Genomic DNA, 22,746 nt, shown 5'->3' with positions numbered 1-22,746 from the left:
GCGCGGGAGTTCGGGACGCACTTCCGAACTCCCGCGCCGGAGCGCCAGCCGAGTTACGTCATCCGAACAGATCGCCATCGCATAGGACGGCTATGTCGCCCCGAGTCGGCGACGATCTCAGCGATTCGGCTGTTGCGCAGATTATTGCCTGTGATTCTGGCGGTATTGTCTGCTGACTTCTGCACGCCAGCTCTACTTGCGGATTTTTTCCAGATTGGCCCGCGCCGTCTTGGTAAGCGGATGGTCAAAACCAAGGATGCTTTCGCAGTCAGCCAGCGTGCGTGTGAGCAGGGGGATCGCGCGGCGCGGGTTTCCCGCCGAACCGTAGGCAGCCGCGAGGTTGTTCCGCGTGTTCAGGGTGTCGGGATGATCGCCACCGAGGACCCGTTCGCAGTCGGCCAGAGTGCGTTCGTACAGCGGTATCGCACGGCCTGGGGCCCCCGCCGAATCGTAGGCGGCTGCGAGGTTGTTCCGCGAGGTCAGCGTGTCGGGGTGGTCGTGGCCCAGGACTCGCTCGCGGTCGGCCAGGGCACGTTTGAACAAGGGGATCGCGCGGCGCGGGTTCCCCGACTCCCGGTAGGCGGCTGCGAGGTTGTTCCGCGTGTTAAGGGTCAAGGGGTGGTCGTGCCCCAGGACCCGTTCGCAGTCGGCCAGGGTGCGTTTGCACAGCGGGAGGGCCCGCCACAGGTCCCCAGCCTCGCGGTAGGCGCTCGCGAGGTTGTGCCGTGTGTTCAGGGTGCTCGGGTGCTCGTCGCCGAGGACCCGTTCGCAGTCGGACAAGGTGCGTTCGTACAGCGGGATCGCACGGCGCAGGTCCCCCGCCGTCTGGTAGGCGCCCGCGAGGTTGTTCCGGGAGGTCAGGGTGCTCGGGTGGTCGTCCCCGAAGAGCCGGGCGCGGTCGGCCAGGACGCGTTCGTACAGCAGGATCGTCCGACCCAGATCACCTGCGGCCTGGTAGGTGTAGGCGAGGTTGTTCCGCGCGTTCAAAGTGCTGGAGTGGTCGTCGCCGAGGACCCGTTCGCAGTCGGTCAGGATGTGTTCGTACAGCGGTATCGCCCTACCGGGATCACCTGCCTCCTGGTAGGTGAAGGCCAGGCTGTCCCGCGTGTTCAGGGTGTCCGGGTGGTCGTCGCCCAAGACTCGTTTATGGTCGCTCAGGGTGCGTTCGAGCAAGGGGATCGCCCGACTCAGATCCCCCGCCGACTCGTAGGTGACCGCGAGCTTGTACTGCGTGTTCAAAGTGTCGGGGTGGTCGTCGCCCATAATTCGTTTGTGGTCGGTCAGGCTGCGTTCGAACAGGGGGATCGCGTTGCCCAGATCTCCCGCCGTCCTGTAGCCACCCGCGAGGTTATTCCGCGCGATCAGCGTTTTGGGGTGGTCGTCGCCGTGGAGGCGCTGGTTGGCGTTCAGAGCACGTTCGAAGTAGCCGAGGGCGCGCGTCAAATCTCCCTGCTCGATCAGGAAGATCGCAGTGTGGTTGACGAGCAGGCTGGTGGTGCTGGTGTCGGTGGCCTCAGGGGCGTGTTCGGCTAAGGCGTCGATGTGGGGGAGCAGGGCCCGCCAGGTGGGCCATCCCGCCGGTGCGTTGAAGTCGGTGGGGGTCGCTTGTTTGAGCAGGTCGGTGGCTTGGTGTCGGGCGTTGTCGATGTCGGTGGACCGGCGGTGCGGGTCGGCGTCGGGGTGGTCGGGGGTGCGTGGGTCGGGGGTGCGGGCGACCGCTTGGACCAGGCGGTGGACCGTGACCGTGTCCTCTTCCAGGCCGATCATGTTGTAGGCGGCCAGGTCGCCCAGCGCGGTGGTGATCTCGACCGGGTCTCCCAGCGGATCCAGCAGGTTTCGGGGGATGTCTTCGGGTGCCCACCAGGCCAGGATCCGCAGCACGTGGCCCGCCAGGGGCGTGTCGGTGAGGGCGTCCAGGGTGAGGCGCCAGATCCGGGCCATGGTGCGGGACGCGTCGCTGCCGCGCGCGGCCCGGTCGTACATCACCGCCGGCTGCTCTTCCAGCATCGCCAGGTATCGGGCGGGGGTGATGCGGGTTTGCCGGATGTAGGCGGCGGCCTGTCTGAGCGCCAGCGGCAGGTACCCCAGCTCGGCACACAAGGCGGCGTCCCCATCCAGGCTCGCGTCCGGGCGTCCGGTGGTGATGATGCCGCGCAGCAGCTCCAGTGCCTCGGCGGGGCTGAGCACGTCCAACTCGACCAGTGCCGAGGCGATGTCGTCCCAGCCTTCCCGCAGCCGGCTGGTGATCAGGAACCGGCCATCTGGGGCGCCGGTCACCAGGTCGGCGACATCCTCGGGATGCGTGACGTTGTCCAGCACCACCAGCCAACCCGCGTGGGTGGCCAGCCACTGCCGTGCCCAGTCCGCCCGTTCCGGCAATCCCACCGACGACGCCGTCGCGGTGTCGCGGGCCAGCTCCGGAACCAGCATCTGAGCCAGCTCCGCCAGCCCCGCGGTGACGCCCGCCGCGGAGTCGGCGGTGATCCACCAGGTCAACGTGTGGTCGGCGGCGTGCCGGTGCGCCCAGTGCGCGGCCAGCGTGCTCTTGCCCACCCCGCCCAGACCGTGCACCGCCTGCACCACCGTCCCGCCCGGACCCGCCAACGCCACATCCAACTCGGCCAATTTGCCTACACGACCGACGAATCTCTGCGTGCGGAACGGCAGCCGCGGCGCCACCCCCAGCGGCGGGTCAACCTCGTCGGCGCGCGGCAGCGGTACCGCCTGGTGGACATGGGTGGACGACCCGATGACGTCGCGCCCAGCGGCCACCGCCCCAGGACCTGACGCGTTCACCATCAACGCGTCCCCCCTCTCCCCACTCGACTGCCGGGCTGGGTTACCGGACTGCGGGGTGCGCTTGCGACGTCCGCTGCCTTTGCGTCGGCTCATGACGCCGCCGCATCGGCGCCGGTCACCTCGGTACGCGAGTCCTCGACATCCCCGCCCGCTGCGATCGCCCCCGCCCCTGAAGCGGACGTCTCCGCAGCCGGACTCGCCTCAGGCGGTCCGGGCGGCACGGCCCCCGTCCCCGCCGCGGGCGCGCGCCGCACCTGGGTGGACGACCCGCGCACCGATCCCCCGGCCGCGATCGCACCATCCCCCGACGCCGACACCCCCGCCGCCGGCGTCTCGGGTTCGACCGTCGCGCGCATGGTCAGCCACCACATCACACCCGCCCCCACGACTACGGACGCCGCCGTCGCGACCCACGTCACCACGTCCCACCCCTGGGTCGCCAGCCCCGTCGCCACGTTCACCACCGCACCGACCACCACACTCACCGCGGCCACAACCCCAGCCGCCCGTGCGCGCGATCGCTCACCACTCACGGCACTCATCGCCACCTCCACAGCAGCCAACGTCCCAGCCCCCTGCGACGCTCCACCGGCATCCAAGACACGCCGACCCGCCCAGCCCGTGCCACCTCGCCATCAAGCCTCCATGCGCCTGACCGCCGCCGTCCAGCTAAACCGGCGTATCCGGACGACAAGGGCCAGGAATTCGACGGCAGCCCGGCCGAACACGGCCACGCGCGGCCCGGACGTCGACGAGCCCAGCGAGTAGCCCACACCTTCGTTTCTAAGCACGTGTTACGTCACCGACGACCGTCACGAACATGCGGCCCGCCCGGGACAATGACCCGGCCAAGCTTCGGACAGAGTCCGCCACAACCCAGGAGAAACGGACCGCCAACCACGGGCGCAGAACGGACGAGCGACAACGACTCGATGACGATCGGCCGAGGGCGATACACCCGCCGATCGTTGGGGGCGAGGGCGAGCGGCGGGAGGCGATGGCGCTGACGGTCATCGGACCTGACGTCGGTCAGCTCGACTATCGCCTGGGGAACCTCCGGCGGATCCGGCGGCGTCCTCGAGCAGAAGCACGTCGAGGAGCACGTGGATGCCGCTTGCATAGTCAGCGCCGCGCCGTCCTCGGCTCGGTCGCCAAGCTGGTCTCCTGCTCGCTGAACGGGGTGGCCTCGGTGATGCCGCGCCCTGGTGGCGGTTTGGGGAGGCCGATACGAACCGGTGGGGGTGGGCTGATAAGGGTCGCGGTGTGATGGGGGATCGAGCTGCTTTGCCTGCGCGTCCCGCTCGGGGCGGTAGGTGGGTTGATCGCCGGGCGGTGTTGAACGGGATTTTGGGAAAGCTGGCGACCGATGTTTCGTCACTGGTTGCTGCGAGCGCCCAGGAACGCCGCGACCATCCCCGAACCGACCAGAAGGTCAGGACACGTCCGCCGCGGCTCACGCGGCGGATGCCCACCGGTCTTCACACCGACTTCTGCAAGCGCCGCGACAGGGCCGTATGATCCGCGGAACACGCCTTGGTGTGGGAGGGACCAGCCTGCGGATCAGGCTGGTCCCTCGGGATCAGGGGAGAGGACCGGCGGAGGCTGTCCCTGGCCGTTCGGTCGCCATGGGCAGATCCTTCTCAGTTGGCGCAACGGCTGGTCGTGTCGTCTCGGCTGGAGCGGCATGCCGCCGACGGGCGGCGCGGTGGAAGGTTCCAGGGTTGACGCGGGGAGTGACCGGGTCAGGCGCCGGTGGCGATGGTGCCCCATATCGTTCCAGCCGCCGTGTCCGTCGCCGCCGTTGTTGCTGTAGGCGTGAACGGAGTTGTCGGTGTTGGTGACGAGATAGTCGGCCATGCCTTCGCCGGTCACGTCGGTCAGGGTGACAGCGTTCTGGTCGGTGGTGAGTCCCCTGGCCGTTTGCCCGTAGTTGGCCCAGCCGCCGTGGTTGTCGCCGCCGTTGTTGATGTGGGTGGTGATCGAGCCGTTGTCGTTGATGACGTTGTAGTCGGCGCGGCCGTCACCGTTCATGTCCGCCAGCCGAATACAGGGGCCGCTGCCGAAGCCCGTCCCCCCGGCGACCCCCATCAGTGCAACCCAGCCTCTGGAAAAGTCGCCCCCGCGGTTCAGCCAGGTGGACATCGAACCGTCGTCGTTGACGATGTTGTAGTCCGCCCGGCCGTCCCCGTCGAAGTCGGCGAACCGCACCCGGGTCCGGTCGGTGGTCAACCCGACCGCGACCTGCCCGAGGTTCTCCCAGCCGCCGTGCCCGTCACCACCCCTGTTCAGGTAGACGAAGACGGCCCCGTTCGGGTTGAGGAGCAGGTGGTCGTCCCTGCCGTCACCATCGAAGTCCGCCCAACCGAACCCGGCCCGACCCTGCCTCCGAACCAGCCCGCCCGTGTCGGACGCCGCCCGTCATCCGCGCGTGCGCGATGGAGCGCTGCGGCCACCCGAAGGGGGCGCTGCCGACGTATCCGGTATTGGTGGCGCGTTACTCCACTCCCGTGATCTCGTCCAGGTAGACCGACTCGGTCGCGCAGGAGCAGGCTCAGGGGCAGGAGTTGCCTTTGTCTACCATGCCGTATTTGCCTTGATCGCCCGAGAGCATGACAAGGGGAACGAGAAAGTCGTGGCGGGATTTGCACCTGGTGGTCGCAGACGCCCTCACCCGACGGCCGATGATTTGCAGCTCCACACTCTGGACGCAGTCCTCCCACGGCTCGCCGTAGCCGTTCACGGTGCCGGAGCCGTATTCGGTGAGGTCGGCGGACGCAACGCCTCCCAGGGCATCAACATCACCAGCGCGCCAGACAGGACGCCTCCGACCTTCCAGAAGCTTCATTCTGCTCTCTCGTTTTGGTCGGCCTGAATCTTCGGTTCTCCGAAGGGGTGCACCTGTAGCTCGGAGACCTCTGCCTCCAGATGGGCAGGCGCCATCAAGTGGCCTTTTCGTGCTGCTTCTGAGCGGCACTGTATTTGCTTCCAAACCTGCCTACTATGCATAACGTGCGAAGTTCCTTGCTCATTAATGCGGGAAGATTCGAGGCGCGATAGCAGAGGCCGGCAGGGGCCCCATAAGCCCGGATGTGGTCGGTCTTGACGCTCGAAGAGAACTCTGGAACGTGTCCGCGCCACTGGCCCTTGACACTCGCGATCACCGAGCACGCCTACCGCGCCGCCCGGTCGGTGGCGGAGGGGTGGGGGTGCGGTGGTGGCTGGGGGAGGAGGGTTGTTGGGGCGGCCTAATGGGGTGGGGGGATGTTGTGGGGGACGACAGGTCGGGGAGGCTGCGGGTTCGCGAGTGTGGGGGCATGGATGTTGGGGTGATCGGGGACATCGAGCGGCTTGTGAGGTGCGAGTCGCCTTCTGAGGATCTGGAGGCGGTCGCGCGGAGTGCGGAGGTGGTCGCGGACGTTGGGCGCGCGCGGCTGGGGAGTGAGCCGGAGCGGATCGTCATCGAGGGGCGGACGCATCTGCGGTGGCGGTTCGGCGGGCGGCCTCGGGTGCTGGTGCTGGGGCATCACGACACGGTGTGGCCGGTCGGGTCGCTGGAGCGGCATCCGTTCGAGGTGCGGGACGGGGTGATGCGTGGGCCCGGGTGCTTCGACATGAAGGCCGGGTTGGTGATGGCGTTTCACGCGATCGCCGCGCTGGACGACCGTTCGGGGGTGACGCTGCTGGTCACCGGGGATGAGGAGCCCGGGTCGCCGACGTCGCGGGAGCTGATCGAAGACGAGGCGCGGCGGTGCGAGGCGGTGCTCGTGCTGGAGGCGGCCGGGCGCGGCGGGGCGTTGAAGACCGAGCGCAAGGGGGTGTCCCGGTACGAGGTGCGCGTGACCGGGCGGGCGGCGCACGCCGGGCTCGATCCCGAGAAGGGGGTCAACGCCGCCTTGGAGGCGGCCCACCAGCTGGTGGCCGTGGCGGCGTTGGGCGGCGGCGGGACGACCGTGACGCCGACGACTCTGAGGGCGGGGACGACGGTGAACACGGTTCCGGCGGGAGCCGTGTTCGAGGTGGACGTCAGGGCGTGGACGGAGGCCGAGCAGCGGCGCGTCCACGCGGCGATGATGGCGCTCAGGCCGTGTCTGGACGGCGCGGCGGTGGAGGTGGTGGGCGGGCCCAATCGTCCGCCGCTGGAGGCCGGGGCGTCGCGGGAGCTGTTCGCGTTGGCCGAGCGGATCGCGGATTGGCCGCTCACCGCGACGGCCGTCGGCGGGGCGTCCGACGGCAATCTGACGGCGGGGATCGGTGTCGCGACGCTGGACGGGCTGGGCGCGGTCGGCGGGGGTGCGCATGCCGACGACGAGCATGTCCTTGTCGCCGAGCTTCCCCGCAGGACCCGTCTGCTGACCGGGTTGCTGGGTTGTCTTCTCGGACGAAACGGCGGGCTTGGTTCTGTTCGGCAGGACCAGCTGTCCGGAGAAGCGCTCTGGAACCATGCCTGCCGTGACTGAAGTGGAGATCCGCCTCCTTGCGGAGGTCGGCGACCTGGAAGCGGTCCGCCGCCTGTACGAGGAGATCTGGCGGACCGGGGCGACCGGCACGCCCGTGACGGCCGACTTCCTGCGCGCGCTGGCGAAGGCGGGCGGCTACGTGAGCGGGGCCATGGAGGACGGCGAGCTGGTGGGAGCCTGTTTCGGCTTCTTCGCTCCGCCGTCGTCCGAGGCCCTGCACAGCCACATCGCCGGCGTCCTGGCACGGGCGCAGGGACGGAACATCGGCTTCGCGTTGAAGGTGCACCAGCGGGAATGGGCGCTGAACCACGGCGCCCGCGAGATCTGGTGGACCTTCGACCCGCTGATCCGCCGCAACGCGCACTTCAACCTGGTCAAGCTGGGCGCCGACGCGACCGAGTACCTGCCGGACTTCTACGGCCCGATGGACGACGACATCAACCGCACCGACCCCACCGACCGCCTGTTCGTCCGCTGGCACCTGGCGTCGGCGCACGTCGAGGCCGCCTGCGCGGGCACCCCGCGGACGGCGACGGCGTCCGGACCCGCGCTGCTGGCCCCGGGCCGGGACGGCGGGCCGCGGATCGGCCGGACCGCGGCGAGCGTCGTCACGGTGGCCGTCCCCGACGACGTCGAGGCACTGCGCGAGCGCGATCCGGCGCTGGCGTCCGCCTGGCGCATGGCCGTGCGGGAGGTCCTCGGCGGACTGCTGGACGACGGCGGCACGGTCCTCGGATTCGACCGCGCCGCCGGATACCTCGTGGAGAGAGCATGAAGATCGAAGGGGTGGAGGTCCGCACCCTGCGGATGCCGCTGGTCGCGCCGTTCCGCACCAGCTTCGGCACCGAGACCGTGCGCGAGGTGGTGCTGCTGCGCGCCGTCACCGACGAGGCCGAGGGCTGGGGGGAGTGCGGGGCGGGCACCGCGCCGCTGTACTCCTCCGAGTACACCCACGCCGCCGTGGACGTGCTGAGGCGCCATCTGGTTCCGGCGGTGAAAGAGGTGCGCGGCGCGCACGAGGTGGGGCCGGCGCTCGCGGCGTTCAAGGGCCATCGCATGGCCAAGGCCGCGCTGGAGACCGCGATCTGGGACGCCGAGCTGCGCGGACGCGGCCAGCCGCTGAGCCAGGCCCTCGGCGCGACCAGGACGCGGGTCCCGTGCGGGGTCTCGGTGGGCATCACCGACACGGTTCCGCAGTTGCTGGACGTCGTCGCGGGATACCTGGAGGCGGGCTACCAGCGCATCAAGCTCAAGATCGAACCGGGTTGGGACGTCGAGCCGGTGCGGGCCGTCCGCGAGCGTTTCGGCGACATCGCGCTCCAGGTGGACGCCAACGCCGCCTACCGCTCCAGCCAGGCCGGGCATCTGGCAAGGCTCGACGCCTTCGACCTGGTCATGCTGGAGCAGCCGCTCGCCGAAGACGACCTGCTCGGCCACGCCGAGCTGGCGAAGCGCCTCACCACCCCGATCTGCCTGGACGAGTCGATCGTGGACGCCCGCGCGGCGGCCACCGCGATCACGCTCGGCGCCTGCGAGATCGTCAACATCAAGCCCGGCCGGGTCGGCGGCTACCTGGAGGCCAGGCGCATCCACGACGTGTGCGCGGCGCACGACGTCCCGGTGTGGTGCGGCGGCATGCTGGAGACCGGCCTCGGCCGGGCGGCCAACGTCGCGCTCGCCGCGCTGCCCGGCTTCGGGTTCCCCGGCGACACCTCGGCGTCCGACCGGTACTACACGACCGACATCACCGAGCCGTTCCGGTTGGAGGACGGCCACCTCGCCGTGCCGACCGGTCCGGGCCTCGGCGTCAGCCCCCTCCCCGAACTGCTGGACGCCGTGACCGCCGAGAAGGTGTGGCTCCCCTTCGCCGGCTCGGCGGTGGTCCCGGGCGCGGACGCGGTGGGCAGGCCGTCCGGCGTCCCGGCGGGCGGCGGCGGGGTGGAGGTGGCGTCGGACCGGTCGGAACGCATGGCATGATCTCGTCATGGTGAACGAACGATCACGTACCGGAGCAGCCGCCGCTCCGGGCGTGCGCCCGGCTCCGTGACCAGCCTGGCGCGGGTCCTGGAGGAGTTCGGCTCGACCCTTCTGGAGCTGGTCTGCGGGGAGCTGACGCAGCGGGAGATCGGCGGCGTCGTCATCTACGACCCGCTCGACGAGCCGGAGGTGCCGGCGGACGCCCTGGTGCTGGGTGTCGGGCTGCACGAGGACCTGGCGGGGTTCGTCACCCGGCTGGGGGAGCGCGGGGCCCTCGGCCTGGTCGTCCGCGCCCCGGTCACGCCCGACGCCGACCTGCTCGCGGCGGCCGAGAAGTCCGGGACGGCCGTCCTGGCGTTCGCGCGCGGCGCCTCCTGGAACCATCTGGCCGGGATGCTGCGGACGCTGTCGGGCGAAGGCGACCCGTACGGCGCGTCCGGCCAGGCCCGCTCCGGCGACCTGTTCGCCGTCGCGAACGCGATCGCGGCGCTGCTCGACGCGCCGGTCACCATCGAGGACCGCAACTCCCGGCTGCTGGCGTTCTCCAGCCGCCAGGACGAGGCCGACCCCTCGCGCGTCCAGACGATCCTGAGCCGCCAGGTCCCCGTGCACTACACCCGGATCCTGGAGGAGCGCGGCGTCTTCCAGGCGATCTACCGCAGCGAGCGCCCGGTCTTCGTGGCGCCGCTGCCGGAGTCCGGCGAGCTGCCGCGGGCGGCGATCGCGGTGCGGGCGGGCGACGAGATCCTGGGGACGATCTGGGTGGTCGTCCCCGAGCCGCTGGACGAACAGCGCGGCGAGTCGCTCTACGAGGCGTCCAAGCTCGTCGCCATGCACCTGGTCTGGCAGCGCGCCGACGCCGACAGCGAGCGCCGCATGCGCGCCGACCTGCTGAGCGCCGCCCTGGGCGGCGGGCCGGAGAACCGCGAGGCCGCCCGCCGCCTGGGGCTGCGCGACGAGCCGGCGATCGTCATGGCGCTCACCGTCGCCCCGGCCGCCGCCGAGACCCCGGCCCAGGTCGGCGCGGAGCGCAAGCGGCTCGCCGACGCGTTCGCCATGCACCTCACCGCCGCGCACCCGCGCTCGGTCACCGCCCTGATCGGCGACGTCGCCTACGGCGTCCTGCCGCTGGACCGCGGGGGCGCGGAGGAGCGCGCGACCCTGATCGCCGGCGAGTTCCTGGCCCGGGTCGGGTCCCGGCTGCGTCCGCTGATCGGCGTCGGCCGCCTCGCCCGGGACGGCTCGGCGCTCACCCGCTCGCGCTCCAGCGCCGAGCAGGCCCTGCGCGTCCTGCGGGCGGGGGTGCTCGACCGGCAGGTGGCGCTGCTGGACGAGGTGCACATCGAGGCGCTGCTGCTGGAGCTGTCGGACCTGATCCCGCAGGCCGACCTGCCCAGCGGCCCGGTCGCCCGCATCGCCGCCTACGACCGGGAGCACCAGGCGAACCTGATGGAGACGCTGCGGGCCTGGCTGGACGCCTTCGGCGACGTCGCGCTGGCGTCCACGGCGATGTTCGTGCACCCCAACACGTTCCGGTACCGGCTGCGCCGGGCGGCCTCGGTCGGCGGGATCGACCTCGGCGACCCGGACGCCCGGCTGGCCACGATGATCCAGCTGCGCCTGATGGCCATCAGGGCCGCAGGCCGAAACTCCTGACCAGGAACGCCAGCCACTCGGTGTCCTGCTCGACCGCCACGTCGTGGCCGGTCGCCGCGCCGTGCCCGGCGTCCTCGAAGACGTGCAGCAGGATCGGGGCCCCGCCCCGCTGGGCGGCCTGGAGACGCGCGGCGAACTTGCGCGCGTGCCACGGACGGCACCGCGGATCGTTCGCCCCCGCCTGGATGTAGAGGGCGGGGAACTCCCGCTCCCGGACCAGCTCGTACGGCGACAGTCCGAGGAACCGCCGGACGGTGGCGGGGTCCTCCGGATCGCCCCACGCCTTGCGCAGCACGAACTCCAGGTACGGGTCGCGCGTCCCGCCGATCAGGTCGAGCAGCGGCGCCCGCGGCAGCACCGCGTGCCACAGGTCGGGGCGCGTCGTCGCGGCGACCCCGCACATCAGCCCGCCGTCCGAGCCGCCGGTGAGCGCGAGCCGCCCGGCGGACGCCCGTCCGGTGGCGAGCAGGTGCTCGGCGACGGCGACGAGGTCGGAGTCGCGCACCTGCTTGCGCTCCCGGTGCGCCGCCATCCACCAGTCGTGTCCGAACTCGCCGCCGCCTCGCAGGTACGCCTGGACGACGACGCCGCCCGCCGCGACGAAGGCCGCCAGGTCGGCCTGGTAGGCGGGCAGCAACGGCACCCCGGCCGCGCCGTAGGCCGAGACCAGGACCGGCGGTCCGGGCGGGCCGGGCGGAACGTCGCGGCGGGCGACCACGTGGAAGGGGATCGGGACGCCGTCCGGGGCGACCGCCTCGTCCACCTCGACCGTGGCGTCCAGCCGCACCGCCGGATCCACGAGGGTTTCCAGCGGCGCGCCGGGCCGGTGGGCGTGGACGCCCCAGGAGGTGGTCAGGGTGGAGAAGGCGAACAGGAAGGACGGCGCGGGGTTGCCCACGGCCAGCCCGGTGAGGGGGAAGAACGGGGAGGACAGCGCGCCGCGCCCCGGCAGCGGCACCTCCTCGACGACCGCGCCGTCCCGGTCCAGGACGCGGACGCGCGCGAAGGTCGCGTCGAACCCGCTGAGGTACAGGTGGTCGCCGACCGGCGTCAGCGAGCGCAGGACCGTGTCGCTCTGGGGGACGAGCTCGGTCCAGTCCGACGGGTCGTCCAGGGAGATCGCCACGACCCGGCCGCGCGGGGCGTCCACGTCGGTGACCGCGATGTAGCGGTCGCCGACGATGTGGCCGGCGACCGAACCCTTGCAGCCGGTGAGGAACGGGCGCCACGGCTCCCCGGTGCGCCGGACCGCGATCGGGAAGGGCGCGCCCACCCGGTGCGCGGCGACCTCCCAGCACCCGCTCGTCTGGATCAGCGTGTACTCGCGCGAGTCCCCGACCGGGACCGGTTCCAGCGTCGTCCCGGTGCCCAGCCGGTGCAGGAAGACCGCCTGCCGGAACTCCGCCGGGGGGCCGGTGAGCGCGAAGAAGTAGAACCCGCTGGAGTCGGGCCGCCAGGAGACACCCCCGACCCACGCGCTGTGCAGGACCTGGGTCGGTGCGCCGCTGAGGTCGCGGCCGGTGGCGGTGTCGATGAGCCGGATCGTGTTGTGCTCGCTGCCGTCCTCGCAGATCCCGACCGCGAGGACGCCGCCGTCCGGCGAGGGCGCCAGCCAGGACGCCAGGCCCGCGCCCAGCGAGGCGAGCACCCGGCCGTCGCCGTACGGGGACGCGGAGACGACCAGGTCCGGCCCGGCGGTGCGGAACCACCGTCCGGCCGCGTATCTGGGCAGGTCGGGACGGGCTCCGGCGTCGTGGGCCAGGATCAGCGCGCGGACGGCGTCGCGGTCCACCCCGTCGAAGGCCACCGAGGTGGCGAGGGCCGCCTGCGCGCGCTGCCAGTCCCGGACCTCGGGCGTCTCCTCCTCCAGCCAGCGGTAGGGGTCGGGCACGGCGATCCCGGCGACGTCCGCGACGACCTCGACCGTCCGGGTGGGCGGGTACTTCATCGGTACTCCTCGAACTCGGCGCGGAGCCGCTCGAACGCTCCGGGGACCAGGTCGGCGTGGTCGAGACGGACGAGCGCGTCGAAGCCCTCGCCGGGTTCGTCCGGATCGCCCCGGTCCCGCATCTCAAGACGGACGTCGCAGTCGAACGGCCGCGCCGAGCGCCGGACGAAGCGGATCACCGGACCGGAGCGGTAGGTCATCCCGACGACGGCCATGGCGGGACCGAGCGCCGCGTCCAGCAGGGCGCCCATCATCGGACGCCCCTCCAGCGGCGTCCGCTGGACGTGCCCGTTGTGCGCGCTGACCACCACGCGCTCCTCGCGTTCCAGCACCCAGCGCACGGTGTCGGCCATGAACGCGTCCCTCGGATAGGGGTCGCTGTCGCCGATCGGCTCCCTCTCGTCGAGGAAGGCCGTCAGCGACGCCGCCGTGCGCCGCACCACCGCGTCCGGCGAGCTCCCGGCGTGGACGGCGAGGGCACGCAGGTCGCGGAGCAGCGCGTCCCGTTCGGCGGACGGCATCGCCGCCCACCGCACCGCCGCCTCGGTCCGTCCGCCCAGGTCGCTGCGGCGGACCAGGTCCCGCAGGTCCCGGCCGGGCGTCCGCTCGGCGATCACCCGGACGGCGGGCCCCGGTGAGGTGGACGACCCGGGCAGGTCCATCCCGTAGAAGCCGACCCCGGCGGCGCGCATCCATTCCAGCTGCCGGTGCATCGGCGCGGCCTCGCCGAAGCGGTAGGTGATGCCGTCGCGGGCCACGGCCGCGACATCCGCCCCGGCCGCCGCGTCCGCAGCGTTGCCCGGGACGCCGCGGAGCCAGGCGTCGACGCCCAGCCCCTCGGCGAACCCCGACTCCATCACGAACGCGGTGAAGCCGTGCTCCTCGACCAGGTGGCGCAGGATCCGGTGCTTGAGCTCGTAGAACTCGGTGATGTTGTGCGCGCTCTCGCCGAGCGCCACCACCCGCACGTCGCCGGGCGGCTCGATGATCAGTCGTGGAAGTACCATTGCTCCGGCGTGTACAGGTAGCTCAGCAGGGCCTTGAACGACGCGGTCGGCCCCGACAGCGTGTTCTTCCAGACGACCAGGGTGTTCGGCGTCGGGAAGAACAGCACGGGCAGGTCGGTGGCGAGCGCGGTGGCCTCGGCCGAGAGGGCCTTGGGGTCGGCGCCGAACGTCGAGGCGTTGATCAGCTTGTCGGTCGCGGGGTTGGCGTAGGAGCCGAGGTTGAAGCTGCCGTCGGTGTTGAACACGGTGTTGCTGCTCGGGTAGCCGACGGCGAGGTAGAGCGGCCCGTTGTCCTGCATCGCCCATTCGTTGGTCTTGGCCGGGGCGAACGGGTTGCCGTAGTTCTGGTACATGAAGTTCAGCGACTTGGTGACGATCTTGGCGTCGATGCCGAGCTTCTTGGCCGCCGAGACGAACGCGATGTCGCGGGCGCCGACGTAGGCGGGGGTGTTGGCCGAGGCGATCGTGAACCGGATCGTCTGCCCCTGCTTGATCCCCGCCCCGCACCGCGCGGGCTGCTCGCAGGTGGTCGCGCCGCCGGGCACGACCTTCCAGCCGTGGTCGGTGAGCAGTTTCTTCGCCGCCTCCGGGTCGTAGGGGTAGGGCGGCCTGTCACCGAAGGACGGCGGGTAGGGCGAGTCGGCCCCCACGGTGCTGTAGTTCTCCGACCCGGCGCCGTCGTAGATGCCGCGGCTGGTGATGTACCGCTTGCCGTCGATCAGCCGCTGGAGCGCCTGCCGGACGTACGGCTGGGCGATCACCTTGTCGAAGCCGTCGACGGTGTTCCTGAAGTTGATGGTGAGCGCGTCGAAGCGGGCGGGGGCCGGGCTGCTGTAGACGGTGTAGCCCTTGGCCTTGAGCGCGGCGGCCTGCGAGACGAACGTGGAGTCCAGCGTCCCGACGGTGAGGTTGCCCGCCTTGAACTGGTTGAGCACCGCCGAGGCGGAGGTGAACGCCTTGAAGTCCACCTGGTCCAGGCGCTTCTCGCCCGGCCCGCTGTAGGACCTGTTGGCCGTCAGGGAGAACGAGCCGGTCGTCGGGTCGAAGCTCTTCAGCTTGTAGGGTCCGTTGACGACCTGCCAGAGCGGGTTGCCGGCGAAGGTCTTCTGGTCGGCCGACTGCTTGGTGAGGTAGGTGTAGATCGCCTTGGCGTTCCTGGGCTGCGAGCTGTCCAGGTGCGGTCCGCCGGTCCTGGCGATGTTCCACTCCTGGGACGGCATGACGTACAGCAGCGCCAGCATCGACAGCAGGTAGGACGGGTTGTAGGCCGTCTTCAGCGTCAGCGTCAGGGTGTCGGGCGCGGTCGCCCTGGCGGTCACCCCGTCCGGGAACTGGCCGGGGGTGTAGAAGCTCCAGTTCGCCGGGCTCTCGGCCAGCGCCGCCTTGAGCAGGTCGAGGGAGAACACGACGTCGCCGGCGGTGACGGCCCGGCCCGTCGACCACTTGTAGTCCTTCATCCTGATCGTGACCGTCCTGCGGTCGGCGCTGTAGACCGGCGGCTCGGCGAGGCTCAGCGCGGGGTCGACGATCTGGCTCCCGTCGCCGCTCGGCCGGTACAGCGAGCGCCACAGCTGGCCGCGCGCGATCACGGTGCCGTTCGCCGAGGCGGGCGGGTAGGGGTAGATGAAGTTCGGGCTGAGGCCCGGGGTCAGTGCCACGACGGCCGTGCCGCCGTCCTTGGGGGTGCCGGTCTGCTTGGGAGGCGCCGAGATGATGCCCTTGGCCGTTCCGGCGCCGCCGCCACCGCAGGCGGTCGCGGTGAGCAGCGCGAGGAGGGTGGGCAGGGCGACGAGCCCGCTCGGGAGGCGTCCGCGCATGGTGCTAGCTCCTTGCTGAGGTGGGGCGGCCGATCGTGTCCCGCAGGGCGTCGGCGAGCAGGTTGAGGGCGAGGACGGTGAGGACGATGCAGGCGCCGACCGGCAGGACCAGCCACCAGTAGTCGGCGGAGATGTAGGTGACGCCGCTGGCCAGCTGGCTGCCCCAGTCCGCGGCGGGATAGGTCAGGCCGAAGCCGAGGAAGCCGAGCGCGGACACCACGATGATCGCGTCGGCCACCTGGAAGGTGGCGTTGACGATGATCACGCCGAGCGCGTTGGGGATCAGGTGGGTGAGCACCACCCGCCGCCGCGAGGCGCCCATGACCTTCGCCGCGAGGACGTACTCGCGGACCCGGAGCGTCAGCACCTCCCCGCGCACCAGCCGGGCCGACAGCAGCCAGGAGAAGCCGCCGATGACCAGGCTCAGCGACACCGCGTCGGCGTGGAACCGGGCCGACAGGATCAGCACGAAGAACAGGAACGGGATCGACAGCATGACGTCGACCAGCCGCATCATGACCCCGTCGACCACGCCGCCCGCCAGCCCGGCGACCGCGCCGTAGAGCGTGCCGATCGTGGTCGCGACGACCGCGGCCAGCAGGCTGATCTGCAGCGACACCCGGCCGCCGGCCATCAGCCGCCCGAGCACGTCGAACCCGTTGGTGTCGGTGCCGAGCGGATGGCCGCCGCCCGGCGGCAGGGCCGCGTTGACGACGTCCACGTCGGTCTGGTTGGTCGGGTGGAGCAGCGGGCCGAGGACGCAGAACCCGACGATGACCAGCAGGAGCAGGCCACCGGCGAGCGCGAGCGGGTGCCGTCTCATCTCCGCACCTCGATTCGGCGGTCGGCGGCGGCCACCAGGACGTCGGCGAGGAGGTTGCCGACGACGGTCAGGAGGCCGCCCATGAGGGTGTAGGCGAGGAGCAGGGGGTAGTCCTCGCGTTGCAGGCTGTTGAGGAACAGCAGGCCGAGGCCCGGGTAGTTGAACAGCGACTCGACGATGACGTTGCCGGCGAGCAGCGTCGGGACGAGCGTCCCGACCAGGGTGATCAGCGGCATGCAGGCGTTGCGGAGCAGGTGCCGGGTCAGGACCAGCCGTTCGGGCAGGCCCTTGGCCCGCGCGACCCGGATGTAGTCCTGGCCGAGCTGGTCGAGTGCCGAGGAACGCTGGTACTGCGCGAACACCGCGACGCTGCCCGCCGCCAGCGTGATCACCGGCAGGGCCATGGCCCGCGGGTCGGTGAGGACCGCCCACGGCGAGTGCGACTGGGACGCCTCGGCGGGGAACAGCTCCAGTTGCTGGCTGAACACCGCGATCAGCGCCAGCCCGAGCAGGAACGACGGCGTGGCGTACAGCATGTAGGACACGGCGGTGGCCGTCCGGTCGATCAGGCCGTTGCGCCGGACGGCCTGCAGGATGCCGAGCGGCACCGCGACGGCCAGCGCCACGACGAGCCCGGCCAGCGACAGCATCGCGCTGCGGCCCGCGTTCTGCGCGATCAGGGTGGAGACGTTCTCGTTCAGCTTGTAGGACCGGCCGAGGTCGCCGTGCAGCAGCCGCTCGAGGTAATCGAGGTACTGCACGACCACCGGCCGGTCGAAGCCGTGCTGGTGGTCGAAGGCCGCGACCGCCTCGGGCGACACGCGCTGGCCGAGCACGATCCGGCCCGGACTGTCCGAGACCAGGTGCAGCATGAAGAACACCACCGCCGAGATCCCGAGCAGGACCAGCGCCGAGACCACCAGCCGGTTCAGGACGTACCTAGCCATCGCGTCCCTCCTGCAACGGGTAGTGGCAGGCCACCTGGTGGCCGCCGGTCAGCGACGTCATCGGCGGCTCCACCTGTGCGCACTTGTCGGTGGCCAGGGCGCAGCGGGTGCGGAACCGGCATCCGCTGGGCGGATCGACCGGGCTGGGCGGTTCGCCGCGCACCGGCGTCCCGGTCCGCCCGCCCTCCGGAACGGCGGCCAGCAGGCCCGCGGTGTAGGGGTGGGCCGGGGCCCCGAACACCTCCTCGGTCGTCCCCGTCTCGACGAGCTTCCCGAGGTACATGACGCCGACCCGGTCGGCCAGGTACCGCACGACCGCCAGATCGTGGGAGATCACCACGGCGCTCAGCCCCCGTTCGGCCTGCACGCGGCGCATCAGGTTCAGCACCTGGGAGCGGATGGAGACGTCCAGGGCGCTGACCGGCTCGTCGGCGACCAGCACCCGCGGGTCCAGGGCGAGCGCGCGGGCCAGGCCGACGCGCTGGCGCTGCCCGCCCGACAGCTCGTAGGGGTAGCGGTCCAGGACGCTCTCGGGCAGCCCGACGTCGTCCAGCAGCCGCCTGACGCGTTCCCGCCGGTCGCCGACGTCGTGGATCGCCAGGGGCTCGCGGAGGATCCGCCCGATCCGCATCCTCGGGTCCAGGGCGGCGCCGGAGTCCTGGAACATCATCTGGACGGCCCGGCGCGGGCGCGTGACCCTCTCCCCGGCGAACACGATCTCGCCGCGGTCCGGCCGGTCCAGGCCGACCAGCAGGCGGCCCAGGCTCGACTTGCCGCACCCCGACTCGCCGACCAGGCCGAACGTCTCCCCGGCCGCCACCTCGAAGCTGATGCCCGACACCGCCTTGACGGTCCGGCGTCCGGTCGGGTGCTCGCGGACGAGGTCGACGACGCGCAGCAGCGTCTCCCCGGTCTCGCCCCGTTGGAACCGCCCGCGGTCCGCGGACGCGACCGGGCCGTCGACCGGATGCCAGCAGGCGAAGGTGCCGGTGAACGGCGGCAGCTCCGCGCGGCACCTGTCGGACGCCGCGTCGCAGCGGGGCGCGAACGGGCAGCCCGGCTCGGGCCGCGCCAGGTCGGGCGGGGAGCCGGGGATGCTGAACAGCTCCTCGCCCCTGTCCTGCGCGAGCGTCGGGATCGACGACAGCAGCGCCCGGGTGTAGCGGTGCCGCGTCCGCTCGAAGATCTCGGCGGTGGGCGCGGACTCGGCCAGCCGTCCGGCGTACATCACCGCGACCCGGTCCGCCCGCTGCGCGATGACCCCCATGTCGTGCGTGATGAGGATCATCGACAGGCCGCGCTGGGCCCGCAGCTCGTCGAGCAGGTCCAGGATCTCGGCCTGGACCGTCACGTCCAGCGCCGTGGTGGGCTCGTCGGCGATGACGACCTCCGGCTCGCAGACCAGCGCCATCGCGATCATCACCCGCTGGCGCTGCCCGCCCGAGAGCTGGTGCGGGTAGCCGTCCCGCCGGACGCCGACCCGGGCCAGCATCTCCCGGGCCCGGTCCCGCGCGGCCCGCCGGGAGGCGCCGCGGTGCAGCCGGACCGGCTCGGCCACCTGGTCGACGATCCTCTTGGTGGGGTTCAGCGAGGTCAGCGAGTCCTGGAAGACCATCGCGATCTCGCGGCCCCGGTACCGGCGGGGGTCGGCCGTGAGCAGGTCGCGGCCGCCGAGCTCGATCGACCCGCCGGTCACCCGGCCGCCGGCAGGCAGCATCCCCATGACCGCCAGGCCGGTCATGGACTTGCCGGACCCGGTCTCGCCGACGATCCCGAGGGTCTCGCCGCGGCCCAGCTCGAAGGTGACGTCCGCGACGGGTCTGACTAGCCGGTCACCACGCCTGATCTCCACGGACAGGCCGTGGACGGTCAGGTTCTTCCGCGAATCCATTGGACGATAGTGGGGGCCCTACCACGACCGGTGTTCGTCCGGTCCGGCGAATGTTCAGCCTCCGTTTCGTCCGGGTGCACATACCGCCGCCCGCGCATCCGCAGGAACATCCGCACGGGCATCCGCGCGGGCATCCGCTCGGACGTCCGAAGGCGCGCCGGACCGGACGTCCGCGCGGCCGGTGTGCAGATAGAGCGCCCTTCCCCGGCCGTCATCGCCCAGGAACGCCACCGGTCCGCGGCCGGGCGCGACGGGCAGCAGCGCATCGCCGCGCCAGCCGACCAGCTCGGTCCGGAACGGCTCGTCGCCGAGCTCCGCCGCGATGCCCAGCGGCACCTGGTCCAGCCACAGCCGGCCTTCGGCGTCCTCGCTGACCGTGGTCCGGCTCGTGGACGACACGTAGGTGCCGGCGACGCGGCGCGCGTCCGGGCGGGCCGCCGGATCGGGGACCGGCTTCTCCGGCTGCTCCAGCACCCATCCGCTGATCTCCTCCCGCAGCGGCTTCGGATTCCCGCCGTTGGTCAGGACCACCACGACCACCTCACGTGCCGGGTCCACGCGCAGGATCGCCGACTGGCCGATCGTGTTCCCGTCATGCCCGAAGACCAGGCCGCCGGGCAGGTCGTACAGCTCCCAGCCCAGCCCCCACGCCGTCCCCCAGCCGATGTCGGGCAGCGTGACCTGCGGCTCGCGCATGACGCGCAGGCTCTCGTCGGCCAGATGCGCCCTGGCGAAGGCCACCAGGTCCCTCGCCGTCATGGCCAGCATCGACCCCGCCGGCGCGTTCGAGCGGGCCATCGCCCACACCGGGCTCGGCCTCCCGCCGAGGTGCCCCACGGCGGCCCGGTGCAGGATCGCCTCGTAGGGGTCGTTCGCCGCGTGCGTCATGCCCAGCGGGGTGAACAGGTGGTCGCGCATGCACGCGTCGAACGGCCGGCCCCGCACGACCTCGATGATCCGTCCCAGCACGCTGTAGCCCGCGTTGTTGTAGGAGAACATCGCGCCCGGCCGGAAGATCTGCGGCATCTCCGCGAGGAGGTCCACGTAGGGGGCCAGGCAGTCGTCGCCCTTGCCGGTGTCGGTGAAGACGTCCCCCTCGAAGCCCGCCGTGTGCGACATCAGCTGGCGGACGGTCACCTCGGGGAACCCCGCCCGGAAACCCGGCAGGTAGGCGTCCACCGGAGCGTCGAGCTCTATCGAACCCTCCACGACCAGCTGCATCGCGAGCGTCGCGGTCAGGACCTTGGTGACCGACCCGATTTGGAACACCGAGTCGACCGTCGCCTCCACGCCGGTCGCCGTGCTCAGCACCCCGGCCGCCTCCTCGGCCAGGTCCCCGCCGATGCCGACGGCCACGGCCACCCCCGGCACCCCGTTCTCCTCCGCCAGCCCCGGCAGCCGGACCCGCAGCCGCTCCGCGACTTCATCAAGCCTCGTCATCCGGCCCACGGTAGCCAGCCGAACCCGCCCCGGCCTCGTCCGTTCCGACCACCCCCACCGCCCCGATTCGTCCCCCCGGCCAACTCCGGGCAGGAGCCAGGACCGCACCGGGGAACCGGCACGGGTTCGCACAGGGGACGGACGGATCCGGGTTGCCGGACTGTCCGCGGTCCTCGGTCAGATGGCTTCTTTGCGCTGGAGGTAGGCGAAGGCCGCCCAGCCGGGGGCCACCGGCAGCCAGAAGGTCAGGAGGCGGAACAGCAGCACCGACGAGGTGGCGATCTCGGCGGGGAGTCCGGAGATCGTCAGTGCCAGCGTCAGCGCCCCCTCGACCGCGCCCAGGCCGCCGGGCGTCGGCGCGGCCGAGCCCAAGGCGTTGCCGGTCAGGAACACCACGACCACGGCCGTCCACGGCAGGCTGCCGCCGAACGCGCGGATCGAGGCGTCCAGGCAGACCACGAACCCGGCGGTCAGCAGCAGCGTGCCGCCGAGGCTGGTGGCGAGCTTGCGGGGCGACTGCAGGACGTCCACCAGCCGCGGCAGGACGCCGGAGAACATCGACCGGAGCCGCGCGGTCACGAACCGCCGGACGCGCGGGACGGCCAGCGCCACCGCCACCGGGATCGCGAACATCAGCAGCACGATCATGATCGTGCGGGACGGCGCCAGGTCGTGCGTGGCGGTCTGGGTGGACCCGGTGATGAACCCGAACACCACCAGCATGAGGATGTGCACGACCATCCCCATCAGCTGGGACGCGCCCACGCTGGCCACCGCCGGACCCGAGCGGATCCCGTACTTCTGCAGGTAGCGGGTGTTGAGCGCGACACCGGTGACGGCGGCGGGGGCGACCAGCTTGACGAACGACGCGGCGATCTGGACGACGACCGTCCGCCACAGCGGCAGCCGCTCGGGCACGAAACCGATGAGCATCAGCGCGGCCGCGAGGTAGGTGACGGCGGCGGCCACCGCGCCGAGCGCGACCCACCACCAGTTGGCCCGCTCGCCGATCTGGTCCAGCTGCACGCTGGTCAGCTGCGGGATGACGATGTAGGCGGCGAAGGTGAGCGCGATGATGCTGACGATCGTCCGGGGCCGGAAGCGCTCCAGCCGGACGGGCTCGGTCTCGGCCTCGGGCTCCAGCGTGAGGATCTGCTCGCGGATGCGGGTCAGCAGGTGCCGGTCGTGGCGGAGCGCCGTCCGGGTCGCCCGGGTCAGCGCGACCCGCTGCAGCAGCGGGACGGCGGCGGCCAGCGCGCCCTCGCCCAGCACCGGCGCGGCGGTGGCGACCGCGCGCTCCGCGCCGACCCGCAGGGCCAGGGTGGTGAGGAGCTGCGCCCGGTCCAGCCGCAGGGCGAGGTCGCCGGCCGCGACCTCTCCGACGTCGAACCCGACCAGGTGGGCGAGGCGCCTTCCGGTCGCTGGCTCGGTCGCGGCGCCGTCCTCGGCGCCGTCCTCGTCCGGGACGTCCGCCGCGCTGCCGGGGGCGTCGCTCAGGAGGATGGCGTGGCCCTCCAGGCGGCGGTGGGCGAGGCGGGCCGCCTGGAACCGGGCGAACTGGCACCAGACGTCGGTGAGCAGGGCGTCGTCGATCTCGTCGTCGGCCAGCTCGTCCAGGCGGCGGCCCGGCACGTGCTCGTAGGCGAGCAGCGCCGCCTCGGTGCCGACCTCGCAGGTGCCGGTGAGGCGCGGGGTGCGGACGTCCGCCGCGAACGCCGCGTAGGCCATCAGCGACTCCTGCTCCAGCGCGCGGCGCAGCGACCGGAGCGGACGGCGGTTCGTGCCGGCGCGCAGCCGCGCCAGCCGCCACAGCCGGTAGAGCAGCCCGGCGGTCTGCTGGTCGCGGTCCAGGACGTTCACCTGGAGCTGCCAGCGCCCGCGGGGGAGCGGACGGCCCGCGCCGTCGCGCGGCACCCCGTCGTCGCCGGGTGCGACCGCCACGGCGTAGCGGCGCGGCTCGTCGGCGGCCGTGGCGATCCGCCGG

16 protein-coding genes are annotated in these 22,746 nt (G+C 71.9%); 4 read left to right on the top strand and 12 right to left on the bottom strand.

Going from position 1 to position 22,746, the window contains the following annotated elements:
• Positions 1-192: 192 nt before the first annotated feature.
• The 4 genes from DZF91_RS38455 to DZF91_RS39240 all read right to left on the bottom strand — a co-directional run bounded on the left by DZF91_RS38455 (position 193) and on the right by DZF91_RS39240 (position 5,644).
• Positions 193-2,772: a tetratricopeptide repeat protein gene (locus DZF91_RS38455; protein WP_158588149.1), complete on the bottom strand. Its 2,580-nt coding sequence runs from the start codon at positions 2,770-2,772 to the stop codon at positions 193-195.
• Positions 2,773-2,888: 116 nt separating this feature from the next.
• Complete coding sequence (locus tag DZF91_RS38450; RefSeq protein WP_158588148.1) at positions 2,889-3,284, bottom strand: hypothetical protein; 396 nt, start codon at positions 3,282-3,284, stop codon at positions 2,889-2,891.
• Positions 3,285-4,359: 1,075 nt separating this feature from the next.
• Positions 4,360-5,193: an FG-GAP repeat domain-containing protein gene (locus DZF91_RS41475; protein WP_199487189.1), complete on the bottom strand. Its 834-nt coding sequence runs from the start codon at positions 5,191-5,193 to the stop codon at positions 4,360-4,362.
• 157 nt (positions 5,194-5,350) lie between these two features.
• Positions 5,351-5,644 (bottom strand): hypothetical protein, encoded by a 294-nt coding sequence (locus tag DZF91_RS39240; protein WP_147341578.1) that lies wholly within the window; start codon positions 5,642-5,644, stop codon positions 5,351-5,353.
• Positions 5,645-6,125: 481 nt separating this feature from the next.
• Between DZF91_RS39240 and DZF91_RS38440 the strand changes: the two genes are divergently transcribed.
• The 4 genes from DZF91_RS38440 to DZF91_RS38425 all read left to right on the top strand — a co-directional run bounded on the left by DZF91_RS38440 (position 6,126) and on the right by DZF91_RS38425 (position 10,889).
• Positions 6,126-7,256, top strand: a complete 1,131-nt coding sequence (locus DZF91_RS38440; protein ID WP_235834869.1) for a M20 family metallopeptidase — start codon at positions 6,126-6,128, stop codon at positions 7,254-7,256.
• Positions 7,249-8,031, top strand: coding sequence for a GNAT family N-acetyltransferase (locus tag DZF91_RS38435; RefSeq protein ID WP_235834868.1), 783 nt, complete (start codon positions 7,249-7,251; stop codon positions 8,029-8,031). The genes DZF91_RS38440 and DZF91_RS38435 overlap by 8 nt, the downstream gene beginning before the upstream one ends.
• Positions 8,028-9,233: an o-succinylbenzoate synthase gene (gene menC / locus DZF91_RS38430; protein WP_117361945.1), complete on the top strand. Its 1,206-nt coding sequence runs from the start codon at positions 8,028-8,030 to the stop codon at positions 9,231-9,233. Before DZF91_RS38435 ends, menC begins: the two co-directional genes overlap by 4 nt.
• Before the next feature lie 66 nt (positions 9,234-9,299).
• The gene (locus DZF91_RS38425; protein WP_117361944.1) at positions 9,300-10,889 is read left to right on the top strand and encodes a PucR family transcriptional regulator; all 1,590 of its coding nucleotides are present in this window, start codon (positions 9,300-9,302) and stop codon (positions 10,887-10,889) included.
• On the opposite strand, the gene DZF91_RS38420 is transcribed toward DZF91_RS38425, so the two are convergent.
• From DZF91_RS38420 to DZF91_RS38385, 8 genes are all read right to left on the bottom strand, one after another.
• Complete coding sequence (locus tag DZF91_RS38420; protein ID WP_117361943.1) at positions 10,864-12,837, bottom strand: prolyl oligopeptidase family serine peptidase; 1,974 nt, start codon at positions 12,835-12,837, stop codon at positions 10,864-10,866. The two genes, DZF91_RS38425 and DZF91_RS38420, sit on opposite strands and share 26 nt — an antisense overlap.
• Positions 12,834-13,844, bottom strand: coding sequence for an erythromycin esterase family protein (locus tag DZF91_RS38415; RefSeq protein ID WP_158588147.1), 1,011 nt, complete (start codon positions 13,842-13,844; stop codon positions 12,834-12,836). Before DZF91_RS38415 ends, DZF91_RS38420 begins: the two co-directional genes overlap by 4 nt.
• Positions 13,826-15,661: an ABC transporter substrate-binding protein gene (locus tag DZF91_RS38410; protein WP_117361941.1), complete on the bottom strand. Its 1,836-nt coding sequence runs from the start codon at positions 15,659-15,661 to the stop codon at positions 13,826-13,828. The genes DZF91_RS38415 and DZF91_RS38410 overlap by 19 nt, the downstream gene beginning before the upstream one ends.
• Before the next feature lie 4 nt (positions 15,662-15,665).
• The gene (locus tag DZF91_RS38405; RefSeq protein WP_117361940.1) at positions 15,666-16,484 is read right to left on the bottom strand and encodes an ABC transporter permease; all 819 of its coding nucleotides are present in this window, start codon (positions 16,482-16,484) and stop codon (positions 15,666-15,668) included.
• Positions 16,481-17,431 (bottom strand): ABC transporter permease, encoded by a 951-nt coding sequence (locus DZF91_RS38400; RefSeq protein ID WP_117361939.1) that lies wholly within the window; start codon positions 17,429-17,431, stop codon positions 16,481-16,483. The genes DZF91_RS38405 and DZF91_RS38400 overlap by 4 nt, the downstream gene beginning before the upstream one ends.
• Positions 17,424-19,322 carry a dipeptide ABC transporter ATP-binding protein gene (locus DZF91_RS38395; protein ID WP_117361938.1) on the bottom strand — a complete coding sequence of 633 codons (1,899 nt, stop codon included), beginning with the start codon at positions 19,320-19,322 and terminating at the stop codon, positions 17,424-17,426. Before DZF91_RS38395 ends, DZF91_RS38400 begins: the two co-directional genes overlap by 8 nt.
• A gap of 54 nt (positions 19,323-19,376) precedes the next feature.
• Positions 19,377-20,762 (bottom strand): serine hydrolase domain-containing protein, encoded by a 1,386-nt coding sequence (locus tag DZF91_RS38390; RefSeq protein ID WP_117361937.1) that lies wholly within the window; start codon positions 20,760-20,762, stop codon positions 19,377-19,379.
• A gap of 177 nt (positions 20,763-20,939) precedes the next feature.
• A partial coding sequence (locus DZF91_RS38385; RefSeq protein ID WP_147341577.1) for a lysylphosphatidylglycerol synthase transmembrane domain-containing protein occupies positions 20,940-22,746 on the bottom strand: 1,807 nt, incomplete at its 5' end.

Origin of the sequence: Actinomadura logoneensis (genome assembly GCF_003428695.1) — a bacterium.
In the GTDB taxonomy this organism is placed as follows: Bacteria; Actinomycetota; Actinomycetes; order Streptosporangiales; family Streptosporangiaceae; genus Spirillospora; species Spirillospora logoneensis.
Note: the sequence above shows the minus strand (reverse complement) of the source record. Positions and strands in the feature narration are given on the sequence as shown.